14 protein-coding genes and 1 pseudogene are annotated in these 14,993 nt (G+C 67.0%); 8 read left to right on the top strand and 7 right to left on the bottom strand.

Translation table 11 applies throughout. From position 1 onward, the window contains the following. The first annotated feature begins 46 nt into the window (after positions 1 to 46). On the top strand, positions 47 to 1,840 hold the full coding sequence (sppA, locus tag ACNQS7_RS14510) for a signal peptide peptidase SppA (protein WP_418013078.1): 1,794 nt from the start codon (positions 47 to 49) through the stop codon (positions 1,838 to 1,840). A gap of 48 nt (positions 1,841 to 1,888) precedes the next feature. Here the strand turns inward: sppA and ACNQS7_RS14505 are convergent, their stop codons facing one another. Further along, entirely contained in the window at positions 1,889 to 2,800 is a 912-nt protein-coding gene (locus tag ACNQS7_RS14505; RefSeq protein WP_418013077.1) for a class I SAM-dependent methyltransferase, read from the bottom strand. Between the two features lie 139 nt (positions 2,801 to 2,939). Between ACNQS7_RS14505 and ACNQS7_RS14500 the strand changes: the two genes are divergently transcribed. Continuing rightward, on the top strand, positions 2,940 to 3,695 hold the full coding sequence (locus ACNQS7_RS14500; protein WP_418015996.1) for an SDR family NAD(P)-dependent oxidoreductase: 756 nt from the start codon (positions 2,940 to 2,942) through the stop codon (positions 3,693 to 3,695). Then, a pseudogene (locus ACNQS7_RS14495) lies at positions 3,692 to 4,308 on the top strand (hypothetical protein). Before ACNQS7_RS14500 ends, ACNQS7_RS14495 begins: the two are co-directional and overlap by 4 nt. Here the strand turns inward: ACNQS7_RS14495 and ACNQS7_RS14490 are convergent. Continuing rightward, positions 4,268 to 5,641 carry an HNH endonuclease signature motif containing protein gene (locus tag ACNQS7_RS14490; RefSeq protein ID WP_418013076.1) on the bottom strand — a complete coding sequence of 458 codons (1,374 nt, stop codon included), beginning with the start codon at positions 5,639 to 5,641 and terminating at the stop codon, positions 4,268 to 4,270. The pseudogene ACNQS7_RS14495 and the gene ACNQS7_RS14490 sit on opposite strands and share 41 nt — an antisense overlap. A gap of 126 nt (positions 5,642 to 5,767) precedes the next feature. Continuing rightward, the gene (locus ACNQS7_RS14485) at positions 5,768 to 6,415 is read right to left on the bottom strand and encodes a class I SAM-dependent methyltransferase (RefSeq protein WP_418013075.1); all 648 of its coding nucleotides are present in this window, start codon (positions 6,413 to 6,415) and stop codon (positions 5,768 to 5,770) included. A gap of 74 nt (positions 6,416 to 6,489) precedes the next feature. Here ACNQS7_RS14485 and ACNQS7_RS14480 point away from each other — a divergent pair, with 74 nt between their 5' ends. Then, positions 6,490 to 7,368, top strand: a complete 879-nt coding sequence (locus ACNQS7_RS14480) for a helix-turn-helix transcriptional regulator (RefSeq protein WP_418013074.1) — start codon at positions 6,490 to 6,492, stop codon at positions 7,366 to 7,368. On the opposite strand, the gene ACNQS7_RS14475 is transcribed toward ACNQS7_RS14480, so the two are convergent. Continuing rightward, positions 7,314 to 8,378: a dihydrodipicolinate reductase gene (locus ACNQS7_RS14475; RefSeq protein ID WP_418013073.1), complete on the bottom strand. Its 1,065-nt coding sequence runs from the start codon at positions 8,376 to 8,378 to the stop codon at positions 7,314 to 7,316. The genes ACNQS7_RS14480 and ACNQS7_RS14475 overlap by 55 nt on opposite strands. A gap of 72 nt (positions 8,379 to 8,450) precedes the next feature. On the opposite strand from ACNQS7_RS14475, the gene ACNQS7_RS14470 reads away from it, so the two are divergent. After that, complete coding sequence (locus ACNQS7_RS14470; RefSeq protein WP_418013072.1) at positions 8,451 to 9,005, top strand: TetR/AcrR family transcriptional regulator; 555 nt, start codon at positions 8,451 to 8,453, stop codon at positions 9,003 to 9,005. Further along, positions 9,002 to 10,228, top strand: a complete 1,227-nt coding sequence (locus ACNQS7_RS14465) for a cytochrome P450 (protein WP_418013071.1) — start codon at positions 9,002 to 9,004, stop codon at positions 10,226 to 10,228. The genes ACNQS7_RS14470 and ACNQS7_RS14465 overlap by 4 nt, the downstream gene beginning before the upstream one ends. Here ACNQS7_RS14465 and ACNQS7_RS14460 read toward each other — a convergent pair. The 3 genes from ACNQS7_RS14460 to ACNQS7_RS14450 all read right to left on the bottom strand — a co-directional run bounded on the left by ACNQS7_RS14460 (position 10,225) and on the right by ACNQS7_RS14450 (position 12,843). Next, positions 10,225 to 11,136 carry an MBL fold metallo-hydrolase gene (locus ACNQS7_RS14460; protein ID WP_418013070.1) on the bottom strand — a complete coding sequence of 304 codons (912 nt, stop codon included), beginning with the start codon at positions 11,134 to 11,136 and terminating at the stop codon, positions 10,225 to 10,227. The genes ACNQS7_RS14465 and ACNQS7_RS14460 overlap by 4 nt on opposite strands. Positions 11,137 to 11,215: 79 nt before the next feature. Beyond that, positions 11,216 to 11,866 (bottom strand): L-fuculose-phosphate aldolase, encoded by a 651-nt coding sequence (locus ACNQS7_RS14455; RefSeq protein WP_418013069.1) that lies wholly within the window; start codon positions 11,864 to 11,866, stop codon positions 11,216 to 11,218. Further along, the gene (locus tag ACNQS7_RS14450) at positions 11,863 to 12,843 is read right to left on the bottom strand and encodes an NAD(P)-dependent oxidoreductase (protein ID WP_418013068.1); all 981 of its coding nucleotides are present in this window, start codon (positions 12,841 to 12,843) and stop codon (positions 11,863 to 11,865) included. Before ACNQS7_RS14450 ends, ACNQS7_RS14455 begins: the two co-directional genes overlap by 4 nt. Before the next feature lie 30 nt (positions 12,844 to 12,873). Here ACNQS7_RS14450 and ACNQS7_RS14445 point away from each other — a divergent pair, with 30 nt between their 5' ends. Both ACNQS7_RS14445 and ACNQS7_RS14440 read left to right on the top strand, forming a co-directional pair. After that, positions 12,874 to 14,211 (top strand): xylulokinase, encoded by a 1,338-nt coding sequence (locus tag ACNQS7_RS14445; RefSeq protein WP_418013067.1) that lies wholly within the window; start codon positions 12,874 to 12,876, stop codon positions 14,209 to 14,211. 41 nt (positions 14,212 to 14,252) lie between these two features. Further along, positions 14,253 to 14,918, top strand: a complete 666-nt coding sequence (locus ACNQS7_RS14440; protein ID WP_055580314.1) for a GNAT family N-acetyltransferase — start codon at positions 14,253 to 14,255, stop codon at positions 14,916 to 14,918. Positions 14,919 to 14,993 lie beyond the last annotated feature (75 nt).

Here is a 14,993-nt window from a genome sequence, read left to right as displayed (position 1 = left end):
CTCTACCGTACGGGCCGGATCGGGGCCGGTCGGTAGGCTATCTAAGATGTTCGCGTTTATGCCCTCACTGCCCGGAGTCAACGAAGTCCGTGCCCTTGTCGACCGGGTCGACACCGCTAGGCACCACGGCGTGCCGAACGGTTGCGTGCTGGAGTTGAACCTGCAGAGCGCGCCACCGGAGACCACCGGCTTCGACCCGTTAACCATCATCACCGGCGGTGGGCGTCAGATGTCGCTGCGCGAGACGGTCGCCGCCATCCACCGTGCCGCCGAGGACCCGCGGGTAGCGGGGCTGATCGCACGTGTGCAGCTGCCGCCGTCGCCGATCGGGGTGGTCCAGGAGCTGCGGGACGCCATCGCCGCGTTCAGCGCCGTCAAGCCGTCCGTGGCGTGGGCGGAGACCTACCCGGGCACGCTGTCGTACTACGTGGCTTCCGCGTTCCGGGAGATCTGGATGCAGCCTTCCGGTGGTGTGGGGCTGATCGGCTTCGCGGCCAACGCGATGTTTCTGCGGGATGCACTGGACAAGGCGGGTATCGAGGCGCAGTTCGTAGCCCGCGGTGAATACAAGTCTGCGGCAAACCTTTTCACCGAAGACGGCTTCACCGACGCGCACCGCGAAGCGGTCACCCGCATGCTGGAGAGCCTGCAGAGCCAGGTGTGGCAGGCGGTGGCCGAGTCGCGCAAGATCACTGTGGAGGACTTGGACGCGATGGCCGATCGCGCTCCGCTGATGCGGGACGACGCTCTGGCCTCGGGGCTGGTCGACCACATCGGATTCCGCGACGAGGCCTACGCCCGCATGGCGGAATTAGTCTGCGGGACAACGGGTTCGCAAGACGATGACGTCGACGCCGAGGAGAAGCCGCCGCGGATGTACCTGGCGCGCTACGCGGGTTCGGCCCGGTCGCGTCTGGCGCCGCCGGTGCCCGCCATCCCGGGGCGGCGCGCCAAGCCCACCATCGCCGTGGTCAGGGTCGAAGGCGCGATCGTCAACGGTCGGGGCGGGCCACAGGGTATGCCTTTCGGTCCGTCGAACGCCGGTGGCGACACGATCGCCGCGGCGCTACGCGAGGTGGCGGCCGACGATTCGGTGTCGGCGATCGTGGTCCGCGTGGACAGTCCCGGTGGTTCGGTGACCGCATCGGAAACCATCTGGCGCGAGGTGAAACGAGCCCGCGAACGCGGCAAGCCGGTGGTGGCGTCGATGGGCTCGGTCGCCGCTTCCGGCGGGTACTACGTCTCGATGGCCGCCGACGCGATAGTCGCCAACCCGGGAACGATCACCGGCTCGATCGGTGTCATCACCGGGAAGCTGGTGGTGCGCGACCTCAAGGACCGGTTGGGGGTGGGCTCGGACACGGTGCGTACCAACGCGAATGCCGATGCCTGGTCGATAGACGCCCCGTTCACCCCGGAGCAGCAGGCCCGGCAGGAGGCCGACGCCGACCTGTTCTACACCGACTTCGTGCAACGCGTCGCAGACGGCCGCAACCTGACCACCAAAGACGTGGATACCGTTGCGCGCGGCCGCGTTTGGACGGGCGCCGACGCGCTGGAGCGTGGGCTGGTCGATGAGCTCGGTGGCTTCCGCACCGCGGTGCGCCGCGCGAAGGTACTGGCCGGGCTGGACCCGGACACCGAGGTTCGGGTGCTGAGCTATCCAGGATCGTCGTTGCTGGACATGCTGCGGCCCCGAGCGTCGTCACAGCCCGGAGCGGCTTCATTGCCCGAGGCCGTCGGTGCGCTACTCATCCGCTCGGTGGCCGGGATCGTCGACAACGTCGAGCAGACGATGAGCGGCGCCCGCGTGCTGTGGGCAGGTCAGTCGCGCTTCTGAGGCTGGCCAGATGGCGCGACCCGCAGCGCCCGGCTCGGGCGTTCGCCGCTAGTTCAGCCTCGCGCTGATGAAGATGATCTCGCCGAGCGGGTCGTCATCGCCGGGGGCGGGAAGCTGTAGACCGTGTTGCTTGAACAGCTCGGTCCGCGTCACCCCGTCGGCCTGCCAGCCCTTGTCGCGCAGATAGTCGACGACATGGGTGCGCGAACCCGAGTACACCAGCGAGGCCATGTCGATGTCCAACCCGTGGTTGCGGAACCGTCCGGACATTTCACGTACCTTTTCCGCGTCGAAATCGACGATGCCGGGCACGAATTCGGTCGCGACGGTGCTGCCTGGGGCGCTGAGCGCAGTGATGTTGTCGAACAACCGGTCCTGAGCTTCCGGGGGCAGGTAGATCAACAGCCCTTCGGCGAGCCACGCCGTCGGCTGTGACGGGTCCAGGCCGGCCTGCCTGAGTGCGGAGGGCCAGTCGCCGCGCAGGTCGATGGCCACGGTGCGCCGTGTGGCGGTCGGTTCGGCCCCGATGTCGGCGAGGGCGGTTGTCTTGAACTCGATGACCTGGGGTTGGTCGATCTCGTAGACGACCGTCCCGTCGGGCCAGGGCAGCCGGTAGGCACGCGCGTCCAGTCCGGACGCCAGGATCACCACCTGCCTGATGCCGGATTCGGTCGCGGCGGTGAAGTATTCGTCAAAGTACCTGGTGCGCACTCCCATTCCGCCGATCATCGCCTGTACCCGCTCAGGCTTGAAGTCCTCGAGCGCCTCGGTTTCCAGCTCCCCGTCCAGCATCTTGATGAAGAAGTCCACTCCGACCGCCCGCACCAGCGGTTCGGCGAAGGGGTCCTTGATCAGGCCGTCGGGAGCCTTGGTCACCATCGCGCGGCCGGCCGCGACCATGGTCGCGGTGGCGCCGACACTCGACGCGAGATCCCAGTTGTCGTCGTGAGCGCGTGGCATGCGTGTCCTATCTGTCGCGGTTAGTGCCGTGCTTACAACGTTCGGCCCGCCCACCGTATTTCCGCCCCCGCAAATTGACCCGAATAGGTTCCGGTCGGCAGTCTGGGTAGGGCACGCTGAAGCGATGAGTAGCGGCAAGGTGGAAGGCAAACGCGTCCTCATCACGGGTGCGTCATCGGGAATCGGTGCAGCCCTGGCCCGGGCGATGGCTGCCCGGGGCGCGACGGTGGGTGTGGTGGCGCGCCGCGAAGACCGGCTGGCCGACGTCTTGGCTGACTGCCGTGCCAGCTCACCGGACTCGGTGATGTGGGTCGCCGATCTCGCCGACGGCATCACGGCCAGCAGGCTGGCGCTGCAGGCATGGCACGCCATGGGTGGCATCGACATCCTGGTGAACAACGCCGCAATTCCCAAGCGGCGCAGTGTGACCGCGCTCAAGCCGTTCGAGGTGGAGAATGTCATGCAGGTCAACTTCATCGCGCCGATGCGGCTGACGCTCGCGCTGTTGCCGCGCATGCTGGCTCGGCGTGCCGGCACCATCATCAACGTGTCGAGCGTTGCCGGCCGTCTCGGCATCGCTACCGAATCCGCGTACTGCGCCAGCAAGTTCGCCCTATGCGGATGGACCGAGGCGATGGCCATCGACCTGGCGGACACCGGCGTCGTGGTGAAATTGATCCAGCCCGGTCCGGTTGACACCGAGATCTGGGACCAGTCCGACAACGAGCCGCCCGCCTACACCGGACCCAAGGTCACGCCGGAGGAGGTTGCCGAGGGCATCATCGCGGCACTGGACAGCGACCGTTTCGAGCACTACCTACCCGACCTCAAAGCGGTGGTCGATGCCAAGAACGCCGATCTCGACGCGTTCATTGCCGGCATGGCGCAACCGTGAGGGCACTCGTCTACGGGGTGTCGCCCGAGCCCCGTGATGTTCCGGCGGACGCTGGTGCGCTTGTCCAGAACCTCGCCCGGACCCCCACCGCATTGCGTGATATTCCGGATCCCATTCTGCTGCATGATGATTGGGTGATCACCCGACCCCGGTTGACGGCATCTGTGGGTCGGACTCGAAGCAGATACTGATGGACTTCGGCGCGGATGACGCCGACAACGCCCTGGCCGCGTTCTGTTCCTTCCCGCAGGTGATGGGCCACGAGGTGGTGGCCGATGTTATCGAGTTGGGGCCGCGAGCCCGGGAGTGGAGTCCGTTGTACTTCAAGGAGATCAACTGGGTCGGCTCCAACGCGTTCGGGATCGAGGAAATGGACGGGGTGCGCAAGCACGCCATCGCGCACTACCTCGACCTCGTTCTGGACGGCCGAATCGACCTGCGGCCCATGCTGACTCATACGTTTGGGCTCGCCGAGTGGCGGGACGCCTTCCATGCGATTGCCGATCAGGGCCGCAGTGGCGCGGTGAAGGTGGCCATCGACCAGCGCCAGGTATGCATGGTCTCAAGCCCGGTCAATCGGGTTCGTCGTCATCCTCGCTTGGGTCGGGGGTGAACAGTTTTTCCGGGTGGTGGAACGTATTTATGCGCGGTTGGCCGTGATCCAGATGGGCGGGCGGTAGCCATTCGGTGTCGCCTCTGGCGTTTTTGCGGGTGGTCCAGCCTTTTTCGGCGAGGCGGTTATCCGGACCGCAGGCAAGGGTGAGGTCGTGGATATCGGTGACGTGGGTGTTCGTCCAGCCGCTGGCATGGTGCACCTGGGCGTGGTAGCCGGGGACGTCGCAGCCTGGCCGGGTGCAGCCACCGTCTCGGGCCAGCAACATCATTCGCTGAGCCAGGTTCGCCAAGCGTTTGGTGTGAAACAGCGCCAGCGGCTTGGCCCGGTCGAACACGGCCAAGTAATGGTGGGAGTTGGCGGCCCAGCGGATCAGGACGGGCAGGGGGATCCGGGTGCCCCCGGCGGTGCGGGCGCGCCCGGCCCCGGCCTCGAGGTCTTTGAGACTGGTGGTGACGATGATGCTGACCGGTAGGCCGTTATGCGTGCCCATCTCACCGGAGGCGAACAGCTCCCGAATGGCGGTGACCATGGCGTCGTGGTTGCGTTGGGGTTGGCTGCGGGTGTCGCGGCGGGCGGCGTCGTCATCGGGTACGCCGTCGAGGACGGGCTTGGCGTCCTCGGGGTTGGCGGCGCCAGGGGCGGCGAGTTTGGCCCACAGCGCTTCGATCAACGCCCGCAGTTCGGGGGTGATCAGGCCGCTGATGCGCGACATGCCGTCGTATTGCTGGGGACCCAGGATGAGGCCGCGGTGTCGGGCGCGTTCCTCGTCGGTGTAGTCGCCGTCGGGGTGCAGCAGCGCCATCAGTTCGTGGGCGTATTTGGCGACTTGGTCGGGGCGAAAGTCACACGCTTTGCCGGCGAGGTCTTTCTCGGCGGCCTCCCAGGTGCCCACGTCAATGCTGCTGGGCAAGTGGGCAACGAAGTTACGGATGACCTTGATGTGCCCGTCCCCGACCAAACCGGCGCATTGGGCGGCCGCGGTCGCGGTCAACAAGGGGGCTAGTGCTTCGCCGGTGAGGGCGCGCCGCTGGCCGAGGTCTTCGGCTTCGGCGATGCGCCGGTTGGCGTCGGCTTTGGTGATGCGCAGTCGGTCGGCGAGTGCGGCGGGGAGTTTGCCGCCGAGTTCTTCTTCGGTGGCTTGGGTTGTGAGCTGGTTGATCAGGGCGTGGCGTACCGACCGCGAGCGGCGTTCCCGGCGTTCCTCGCGCTCGAGGGCACGCAGCAGCTCCGGGGTGGTCAGCGCGTCAAAGCTCAACGCGCACAACCGGTCCTGCACCTCGTCGGACGCGTCGAAGACCTCGATGATCTCCTCACGCGTACTTGATGCCATACCCACGATTTTACGAAGGGCCACCGACAACCATTCGCGCCAAACCCGCTCGGCAGAGCCGCATTTCGCTCACGGCACAAGCGCACTGCTGGCGACCGAAAGCTCTGAAATCAGATGCTGACCCACCTATGCCGGACGCACGGCCTGGTAATACGCGAGCTGCCCGACGATGCGTTGCGACTGGGTCGCAACCTCGCTGCACTCGAACCCGGCCTCACTCAGCAGCCGAGGAACCGCGTCGCCGATGTTCTCGCTGAAATGCGGATTCCGCTTCACCAGCCGCGCCAGCAGGCCGTGGTGGGCGTGCGCGCCACCGGCGATGTCGACCAGATGCAGCCGCCCACCCGGACGCAGCACGCGGAAAATCTCGGCGGCAACCGCGGGCTTCGCGTCGTCGCCGACATGGTGCAGCATCATCGACGACAGCACGCGGTCGAACTCGCCGTCGGCGTACGGCAACCGTTGGGCGTACGCATGATCGAACCGGATTCCGGACAAGCCAGCGGCTTTTCGCCGCGCCCGGTCAAGTATCCGTGGGTCAGGGTCGGAACCGACCGCGTCGATCCCGGGCCGAGACCGCTTGGCTCGGATGATCACATTGCCAGTGCCGCAACCGATTTCCAGCACACGCTGCCCGTCGGCGAGTGCGGCCTGCTCGATCAGCCTCTGGTAGACGCTGTTGAATCCCATCAAGCGAGACATGAGGTCGTAGGCGGGCAGTAGCGCCTGGTGACCGGTCGCGGGCAGATAGTTATTTGGATGATGCTTGGTCATACCTTCCATGATTACCGCTTCAGCAACAATGTGATTGGGTGATCATTGTCCCGACTTGGACTATCTTTGGCGATATGACGCAAGCCACCCGGCTCAGCCGGCACCGCGATGGCGTGCCCGTCTACCGGTACCGGACCGATCCCGGAACTCCACCCGTCTCAGTGGTCCGCTACCACGAGTTTGCCGAAGGCCGCCCGCATATCCATGACTTTCCGGCGCTCTGGTATGTGCCCGCGGCCTGTGTGGTCTACGTGGCGGCTCCCGGCAAGGTGCTCGATCCTAAGCAGGTCTTTCCGGTCGGGGACGGGGTGGCGGTGTTCTTCGATCCGGTTGCCCTGGGTGAGGACGCGCGCTCGCCCTGGCCTGCCTGGCGGACGCACCCGCTGCTGTTCCCGTTCCTGCACGGAGAATCCGGCGGGGTGCTGCGCCTGCAGGTGCCCGCCGATCGTAAAGCGCGGTGGGACGGCACGATCGGATCCATCGAAAGCGAACTTGCGCTACGTCGGGAAAGCTATCGACAGGCCACATTGGCGCATCTGACCCTGCTGCTCATCGAACTGGCCCGATTGGCCGGCGACATCGTCGACGATCTGCGCCGCAGCGGCGAACCACTGCTGGCCGACGTGTTCGCGGTGATCGACCGCCGTCACGGTGAGTCCGTATCGCTGCGCGACGTGGCCGGTGAGGTGGGGATGACGCCTGGGCACCTGACCACGGTGGTTCGTCGGCGTACCGGACGGACGGTGCAGGAGTGGATCATCGAACGGCGCATGGCCGAAGCGCGGGAGTTGTTGGCCGAGACCGATCTGCCCGTCGGTGAAATCGCGCGACGTGTCGGCATATCCGACGCGGGATATTTCAGCCGGCTCTTCAGCCGGGCGCACGGCGACTCGCCGCGTCAGTGGCGTGCCGGCCACGCGCGTTCTGACCGCCGTCCGTCCAGCGCCCCATAGGATCCGGTGATCGGCAGGTCTATCGGAGTGATCACGCCCGGCGCCGCGTCGCACACGAAGGGGATGGCGTTAACGGCCGCGACGGCGGTGCTGTCCATCAGCACGGTCATCGCGTCCTGTCCGGGTTGCCCGAAGCGGATCGTCGCGTCGATGTACGGCTCCCCATCGATCACGATGCTGAAACCCTCGGGATCCTCCCATTGCGGATCGAGCCCGTCGCCGCTCATGGTCCAGCAGATGGCGAGCTCGATCACCGACCTCCCGTTGCGCAACCCTCGGTAGGTCCGGCGCTGGCCACCGACGGTACCGGCCTCGTAGATCGTCCAGCCGAGATCCAAATCCTGCTTCACCAACGCGTTTTCGACGAATGCCTCCTTGCCGTCGAGTTCGGCGCCCAACATGGCGGCCACCATGTCCAGCGTCTCGAAGTACCCAAGGCCGAACCGCTGGGTGGCCGGGTCAATCGGCGTGACCCGTTGCCGCGGCGGCTTGCCGAACCCCAGCACCCGCCAGGCGTCCCGCACCGGATAGGTCGTGCAGTCCAACGTCTCCGCCAACCGGACGTTGCGCACGCGAGGGCACGCGCCGGTGAGAAAACCTGCCACCACGTTGATGAAACCGGGCTCGAACCCGGTGCCGAGGAAGGTCGCGCCACCGGAACGGGCGGCCGCTTCGAGAGCCGCCCGCTCGGTCGGATGGTGGCTGCCCGTCAGGAAGTCACCCGTCGTGACGACATTGATGCCGCGGCCCAGCATCCTGGCCACTAACTCGTAGTCGATCAGGCGCGGCAAGTAGTTCACGCAATCCGGCCCCAGGTCCAGCAGGGCGTCGACATCGTCGGTTGCCGCCAACCCGATGGGTTCTCGGCCGGCGAGCACACCGGCGTCGCAACCGACTTTGTCGGCACCGAAAGCATGGACACCCGCGACGTGCAAATCGTCGCGGTCGAGCAGGATGCCCAGCGCCCGCTTGCCGATATTGCCGGTGGACCATTGCACGACTTGCCGCATGCCCAACGGTAACCGTTGACAGCCCGACTCGAACGCTGTTCTAATCAGAACGTTGTTCGAAATGGGGGCGATATGGCGGTGCCGGTACTGCGCTACGGCGCTCTGGATCGCGAGCATCTGATCAAGCACCTGTGGCAACTGGCCAAACGCGTCGGCGTGCACAAGGTGACGATGCGGGAGTTGGCTGCCGAAGCGGGTACCCGGCCGTCCTCGGTCTACTACCACGTCCGCGACAAGTCCGAACTGCTCGATCTGCTGATCGAATCGGTACTGGCGCGGATCGAGGTGCCACAGCAGGGCGACTGGGAATCCCGGCTGGTCGCGCTCTATATGAACGCCTGGCAGGTGCTTGTCGAGGTCCCGGGGATCGCCGGGCTGCTGCAGGGGCATCCGCACACCGCGGCGGCAACCGAGATGGACCGGGCGACCCGCCGCATCCTGCACGAATCAGGTTTGCGGGCTGAGCATTTCGAGGCAGCACACGCTGCGCTGTACGTGCACCTGCTGGGCTCGGTGCAGCTTGAACATCTACGCCGCACCGCCGACGGACCCAGCGACGGGATGTTCTCCTACGGCTTGCGCCTGATCCTGAGCGGCCTGCGCAACGAGATCAAGGGGGCTTCATGACGGATACGGACATCGATCTCGCCGATCCTGAATTGTGGGCGTCGGAGTTTCCCGACGCGCTGTTCGCGCAGTTGCGGGCCGGTACCCCCGTGTTCCACCAGGAACTCACCGACGACGTCAAATCGGCTGTCGGCCGCGAATTCTGGGTGTGCACCAGACATGCCGACGTCGCGCGGGTGCACCGCGATCACGAGTCGTTCACCGCCACCCGAGGACCGCTCATCCAGGATGTGCCGCTGTTCGATGCGTATCCGGCCATCGTAAGTCTGGATCCACCGGATCACACCATTCGCCGCAGGGTCATCACGCGTGCCTTCACGCCGCGCGCCGTCGCGAAGCTGGAGGACGGCATTCGTGCCCGCGCCAAGGAAATGGCCGGCGCGTTACTGCGCGACGGCGGCGGCGAATTCGTCGATCTGGCCGCGGGACTGCCGATTTCAGTGATCGGCGATATCGTCGGGATACCCGGGGCCGACCGGCTGCGCGTGTTCGAACTGATCGACAAAGTGCTGAAGACCGCCGGCGCGCAACTGTCGGTCCCCGACGGAGACGACTTGATGCCTTTCCTCGAGTTGTTCCAATACGCCAGCGAGCTGACCGCTCATAAACGGGAACATCCCGTGGACGACATCTGGAGCGCGCTGTGCACCACGGAGATCACCGCGGAATCGGGGGAGGCCTTCCTGCTGCCCGCCAACGAGCTGGAGATCTTCTTCTTCATCCTCGGCCTGGCCGGGGCGGACACCACCCGAAATGCGTTGTGCGACGGCATCCGGGCGTTCGTGGCCAATCCGGACCAGACGGCGCGCTACCGCGAGGATCCGCAAGCGCGCGCCACCGCGGTCGAGGAGGTGATCCGCTACTCCACGCCGATCATCTTCTGGGTGCGTGGTGCCACCAGGGACGTGGTGCTGGGCGACACCATGATTCCGGAGGGCGCAAGGGTGGTCACCATGCTGCGTTCGGCCAACCGCGACGAGGACGTCTTCACTGACCCTTACCGCTTCGACATCCGCCGGGATCCCAACCCGCACCAGTCTTTCGGCGGCGGCGGCGCCCATCACTGCCTGGGGGCGATGCTGGCCCGGGCCGAGGTCAGGGCCGCCCTCGACGAGATTCTGTTGACTACCAACAACATTGAACTCGGCGAGCCCAGGCTCCGGCTACCGCACCTGGCCAACAACATGACCGTGTACGAATCCGTGCCGGTGACCTTGAGCTAGAGCGGCTCGATGTCCAGCCAGCGGTCGACCTCGAACCGGTCGGCCACAGCGCGCAGCGTGGCACCCCCGTGTCCGGGGTAGTGCGCGGGTACGACGGCCGCACTGGACGCGGCGGCTTCGGAGAAGATCCGGCGGCGAGTGACGGCAGCGGCAGCCTGGTCGATGTCGAAGGCGCAGGGGTCGTCGGGGCGGCGCACCTGTATCGGGTTGTGGGTGAGGTCGCCGACGAAGACCGCCGGGCGGCCCGCGTCGAGCCAGAGCACCGAGGAGCCGGGAGTGTGCCCCGGCGCGGGGCGTAACCGCAGCGAAGGACTGATCTCGTAGTCCTCCGACCATTGGACGATCTGGGTGTCCACGGGCAGGACGCTGTCCTCGAACACCAGCCGGTTGCCGCGCTGCTGCAGCTCTTCATCGTGGGTGCGCGGATTCTGTTGTGCCGCTGCTCCGTCCGGGTGGAAGTGGCGGTAGTCGGGTTCCGGGACCAGGTATCGGGCGTTCGGGAACGTCGGCAACCACGCGCCGTCGTGCAGCGTGGTGTTCCATCCGACGTGATCGGAGTGGACGTGCGTGTTGACCACGACGTCGACGGCGGTGCGGTCGACGCCGGCCGATTGCAGTGCCGCCAGATAGCCGGTGTTCAAGTGGTCCAGCGGCGGCATCTGCGGGCGGGTCCGATCGTTGCCGACGCCGGTGTCCACGACGACGGTCAGTCCGTCGACCTCGATCACCCAGCTCTGGATCGCGATGTGCCACTGATCGGTCTCGGGGTCGAAGAAGTCCGGCGCCAGCAGGTCGGCATTGTCACGCCACCCGGCGGGCGGCGTGTGCGCGAAGGCGCGGGTCGGCAGGTCGAACCGCAGCTCCAGCACCCGCTTCACCGTCGCGCGTCCCAGTTCAACCGCGACCATCACGTCCTCCTCGGCGAGTGGGAATCACACGACGCATCCTGCGCGTGTCGCGTCGCAGAATTCACAGTCGGCGGGTTGATCAGAGACTGCGCAGGTAGGTGTAAACGCCGGCGAAGTTGCGGTTCACTTCCGCGGGCACCGGCACATAGCCACCGAGTGCCCTTGCGCCCCAAGCGATTTGCGCGGTGCGCTCGACCAGTGCGGTGATGTGCATCACCTTGTCGGGACGCGGTCCCACGGCTACCAGGCCGTGGTTGGCGACCAGGGCCGCACCCCGGCCCTCCAGTGCCTTGACCGCGTTGGCGCCGACGTCCGGGGTGCCGGACGCGGCATACTCGGCGCAGCGCACGTCCCCGCCGCAGTACACCGCGAACTCGTCGATGCAGGCCGGGATCGGCTGGTGCGCGACGGCGAACATGGTGGCCCAGACCGGATGGCTGTGGATGACGCTGCCGATGTCGTCGAACGCCTGATAGCAGGCCAGGTGTAGCTGCATCTCGGTCGAGGGCATGCGGCCGTCCTTCGCCTGCAGCACGGCGCCGTCCGGGTCCACCAGGACCAAGTCATCGAGGACCATGTCTGCGTAGTCGACCGATGACGGCGTGATCACCAGGTTGCCGTCGGAGCGTCGCGCCGAGATGTTGCCCGCGGTGCCCTCCACCAGACCGCGGCGCAGCATGTCCTTGGCTGCCGCCAGCACCGCGTCTTCCGCGTTCTCAACGAATTTCATGAGCCCAGCACCTCCGGGTTGACGATATGGGCGGGCCTCCCGCCGGACAGCAGCGCCTCCAGATCGTCGGCGACCAGCTGTGCCTGCCGTGCCTCAGTGTTCCACGTAGCGCCGCCGATGTGCGGGGTCAGCACGACGTTGGGCATCGTGGTCAGCGGGTGATCGGCGGGCAGCCATTCGCCGGCGAAGTGGTCCAGGCCCGCGGCCGCCACCTTGCCGGTCTGCAGCGCGTCGACCAGGGCGTCGGTGTCATGCAGCTGGGCCCGCGCGGAATTGAGGAAGACGACGCCGTCGCGCATCGCCGCGAACTGGTGCGCTCCGATCATCCCGACGGTGTCGTCGGTGACCGGTGCGTGCAGGGAGATGACATCGGACTCGGCCAGCAGCTGCGCCAGCGTGTGGTGGGCGTCGTCGCAGTACGGGTCGTGCGCGATGACCCGCAGGCCCAGCCCCGACAGCCGCCACTGGGTCGCCCGGCCGACGGCGCCCAGGCCCACCAGCCCGGCGGTGAGCCCGGCGACCTCCCAGCCGCGGAACCGCTGATAGGGGATGCTGCCATCGCGAAAGATGTTGCCGCTGCGCACATCCGCATCGGCAGCGACCAGCCGGCGGGTGGCCGCGAGCAGCAGCGCGACCGTCATCTCCGCGACCGCGTCGGCGTTGCGGGCCGGGGTGTTGAGCACCGGGATGCCGGCTGCCGTGGCACCGGCGACGTCGACGTTGTTAGGGTCGCCCCGGGTGGCCGCGATCGCCCGCAGCCCCAACTCGAACACCGGCCCTTTCACCGAATCGCTCTCCACCACAACGATATCGGCGGACTCGGCGGTAATCCGCTCGGCCAGTTGACCGGCGCTGTAGATGCGCAGCGGCGTCTGTTCTATCCAGGGGTCGTAGACCACGTCGGCGAGTTCCGCGAGCTTGGCGAATCCGGGGCCGCGCAGCGGCGCCGTCACCAGGGCGCGTGGTCGAGATGTCACGAAACCCAATGCTGGCGTACCGTGGCGCCCGTGTCACGCGAAGACGTCACAATCGGCATCGACGTCGGCACGACGGCGGCGAAGGCGGTGGCCGTCGACGAGAGCGGCCGGGTGCACGCGCGGGCGCGCATTCCACATCAGCTGCTGGTCCCGGCCCCCGACCGGCTGGAGCACAACGCAGAAGAAGCTTGGCGGGAGGGACCCCTCACGGCGCTGCGCCGGCTGAACCGGCCAGACGCCAAAGCGGTGGCCGTGTCGTCGATGGTGCCGTCTCTGACCGCTGTCGACGCCGAAGGCCGGCCCCTCACCCCGGGGTTGCTGTACGGCGACAGCCGCGGCCGGGTGCCCGACGCCGCGGAGCAACCCGTGCCCGCCGTGGGCGAGGCCGCCGAGTTCCTGCGCTGGACGGCCGCGGAGGCCCCTGATGCCGCGGGGTACTGGCCGGCGCCCGCAGTCGCCAATCACTCGCTGGCGGGCGAGGCAGTGATCGACTTCGCCACCGCGATTACCTCGCTGCCACTCTTCGACGGGACGGGTTGGAATGCGGCGGCCCTCGCCGACTGCGGTGCCACGGTCGATCAGATGCCGCGCGTCGAGACGTTCGGGAAACCGGTGGGACAGGTCCGGGGAACAGCGGCGGTGCTGGCGACCGGCGCCATCGACGCCCTGTGCGAGCAGATCGTCGCCGGTGCCGATCACGACGGCGACGTCCTCGTCCTGTGCGGCACCACCCTGATTGTCTGGATCACCGTTCCCGAAGCCCGCCAGGTACCCGGGTTGTGGACGATTCCACACACCGCGGTGGGAAAGAGCCAGATCGGCGGGGCCAGCAATGCCGGAGGATTGTTCCTCGGGTGGATGGATCATGTTGTTGGGCAAGCTGATTCGCTCAATTCCGACCCGCGGCGGGTGCCCGTGTGGTTGCCCTACATCCGCGGTGAACGCACGCCGTTCCACGACCCCGATCGGCGCGCGGCCCTGCACGGCGTCGATCTCACCCAGGACGCCGCGTCCGTGCGGCGGGCCGCCTACGAGGCGTCGGGCTTCGTGGTCCGGCAGATCCTCGAGTTGAGCGGCGCGCCGGTGCGTCGCATCATCGCCTGCGGCGGTGGGACCCGCGTCCAACCGTGGATGCAGGCCATTGCCGACGCGACCGGTCGGCCCGTCGAGGTGTCCGCGGTCGCCGAGGGGGCGGCGTTGGGCGCTGCGTTTCTCGCGCGCATGGCGGTGGGGCTGGAATCGGTGATCACCGACGCAGCCCGCTGGGCCGCGGTAGAGCGGGTCGTCGAACCCCGTCCCGACTGGGTGCGGCCGACCAAGGACCGGTACCGGCGCTTCCTGGAACTCAGCGGATCGCGATTGGCCTGACTGATGGCGCGTTCGCGCGTCCGTCGTTCTACGCTAGTGCAATGACTGACCACGACCAGACCGCAGCCCGTCGAGAGATCGCAGACGCTTTGCTTGCCGCGTTGGAGCGCCGGCACGAGGTCGCTGATGCCATTGTCGAGGCCAAGAACAAGCCGGCGGCGGTCGAGGCGATCGTCGCGCTACTGGGGACCTCGCATCTGGCTGCCGAAGCCGTGATGAGTATGTCCTTCGAACAGCTGACCCAGGACGCGCGCGCGAAGATCCTCGCGGAGCTCGACGACCTGAACAACCAACTCAGCTTCGCCCTCGGCGACCGGCCGGCAAGTTCGGGGGAGACCCTCGAGCTGCGGCCCTTCTCCGCTGCCGAGGACCGTGACATCTTCACCACCCGCACCGACGAGATCAAGTTTGCCGGCGACGGATCCGGCGCTCCGGCCGGCAGCATCGACGACGAGATCAGCAAGGCGCTCAAGCGTCTGCACGACGAAGAGGCCGTGTGGTTCGTCGCCGTCGATTCCGGTGAGAAGGTCGGCATGGTGTTCGGCGAACTGCTGAACGGTGAGGTGAACGTCAGGATTTGGATCCACCCCGAGCACCGCAAGAAGGGCTACGGCACGGCGGCGCTGCGCAAGTCGCGTTCGGAGATGGCGTGGGCCTTCCCGGCCGTGCCGATGGTCGTTCGGGCACCGGCCGCCAATCCCGGCTGATCCCCGGGTAGGACGCAACTTCATTTACACGCTCGTCACACGCGCTTAAGATCGAGCCGTCCGTATTACCGTCAC

The sequence above is a fragment of the Mycobacterium sp. 23 genome (genome assembly GCF_048287075.1).
Classification (GTDB): domain Bacteria; phylum Actinomycetota; class Actinomycetes; order Mycobacteriales; family Mycobacteriaceae; genus Mycobacterium; species Mycobacterium gordonae_B.
This window is presented reverse-complemented; position numbering and strand designations above follow the sequence as displayed.

Coding starts and splice junctions, on each gene's coding strand:
- sppA (WP_418013078.1), top strand. CDS start 47: ATGTTCGCGTTTATGCCCTCACTGCCCGGAGTCAACGAAGTCCGTGCC.
- ACNQS7_RS14505 (WP_418013077.1), bottom strand. CDS start 2,800: ATGCCACGCGCTCACGACGACAACTGGGATCTCGCGTCGAGTGTCGGC.
- ACNQS7_RS14490 (WP_418013076.1), bottom strand. CDS start 5,641: ATGGCATCAAGTACGCGTGAGGAGATCATCGAGGTCTTCGACGCGTCC.
- ACNQS7_RS14485 (WP_418013075.1), bottom strand. CDS start 6,415: ATGACCAAGCATCATCCAAATAACTATCTGCCCGCGACCGGTCACCAG.
- ACNQS7_RS14480 (WP_418013074.1), top strand. CDS start 6,490: ATGACGCAAGCCACCCGGCTCAGCCGGCACCGCGATGGCGTGCCCGTC.
- ACNQS7_RS14475 (WP_418013073.1), bottom strand. CDS start 8,378: ATGCGGCAAGTCGTGCAATGGTCCACCGGCAATATCGGCAAGCGGGCG.
- ACNQS7_RS14470 (WP_418013072.1), top strand. CDS start 8,451: ATGGCGGTGCCGGTACTGCGCTACGGCGCTCTGGATCGCGAGCATCTG.
- ACNQS7_RS14465 (WP_418013071.1), top strand. CDS start 9,002: ATGACGGATACGGACATCGATCTCGCCGATCCTGAATTGTGGGCGTCG.
- ACNQS7_RS14460 (WP_418013070.1), bottom strand. CDS start 11,136: ATGGTCGCGGTTGAACTGGGACGCGCGACGGTGAAGCGGGTGCTGGAG.
- ACNQS7_RS14455 (WP_418013069.1), bottom strand. CDS start 11,866: ATGAAATTCGTTGAGAACGCGGAAGACGCGGTGCTGGCGGCAGCCAAG.
- ACNQS7_RS14440 (WP_055580314.1), top strand. CDS start 14,253: ATGACTGACCACGACCAGACCGCAGCCCGTCGAGAGATCGCAGACGCT.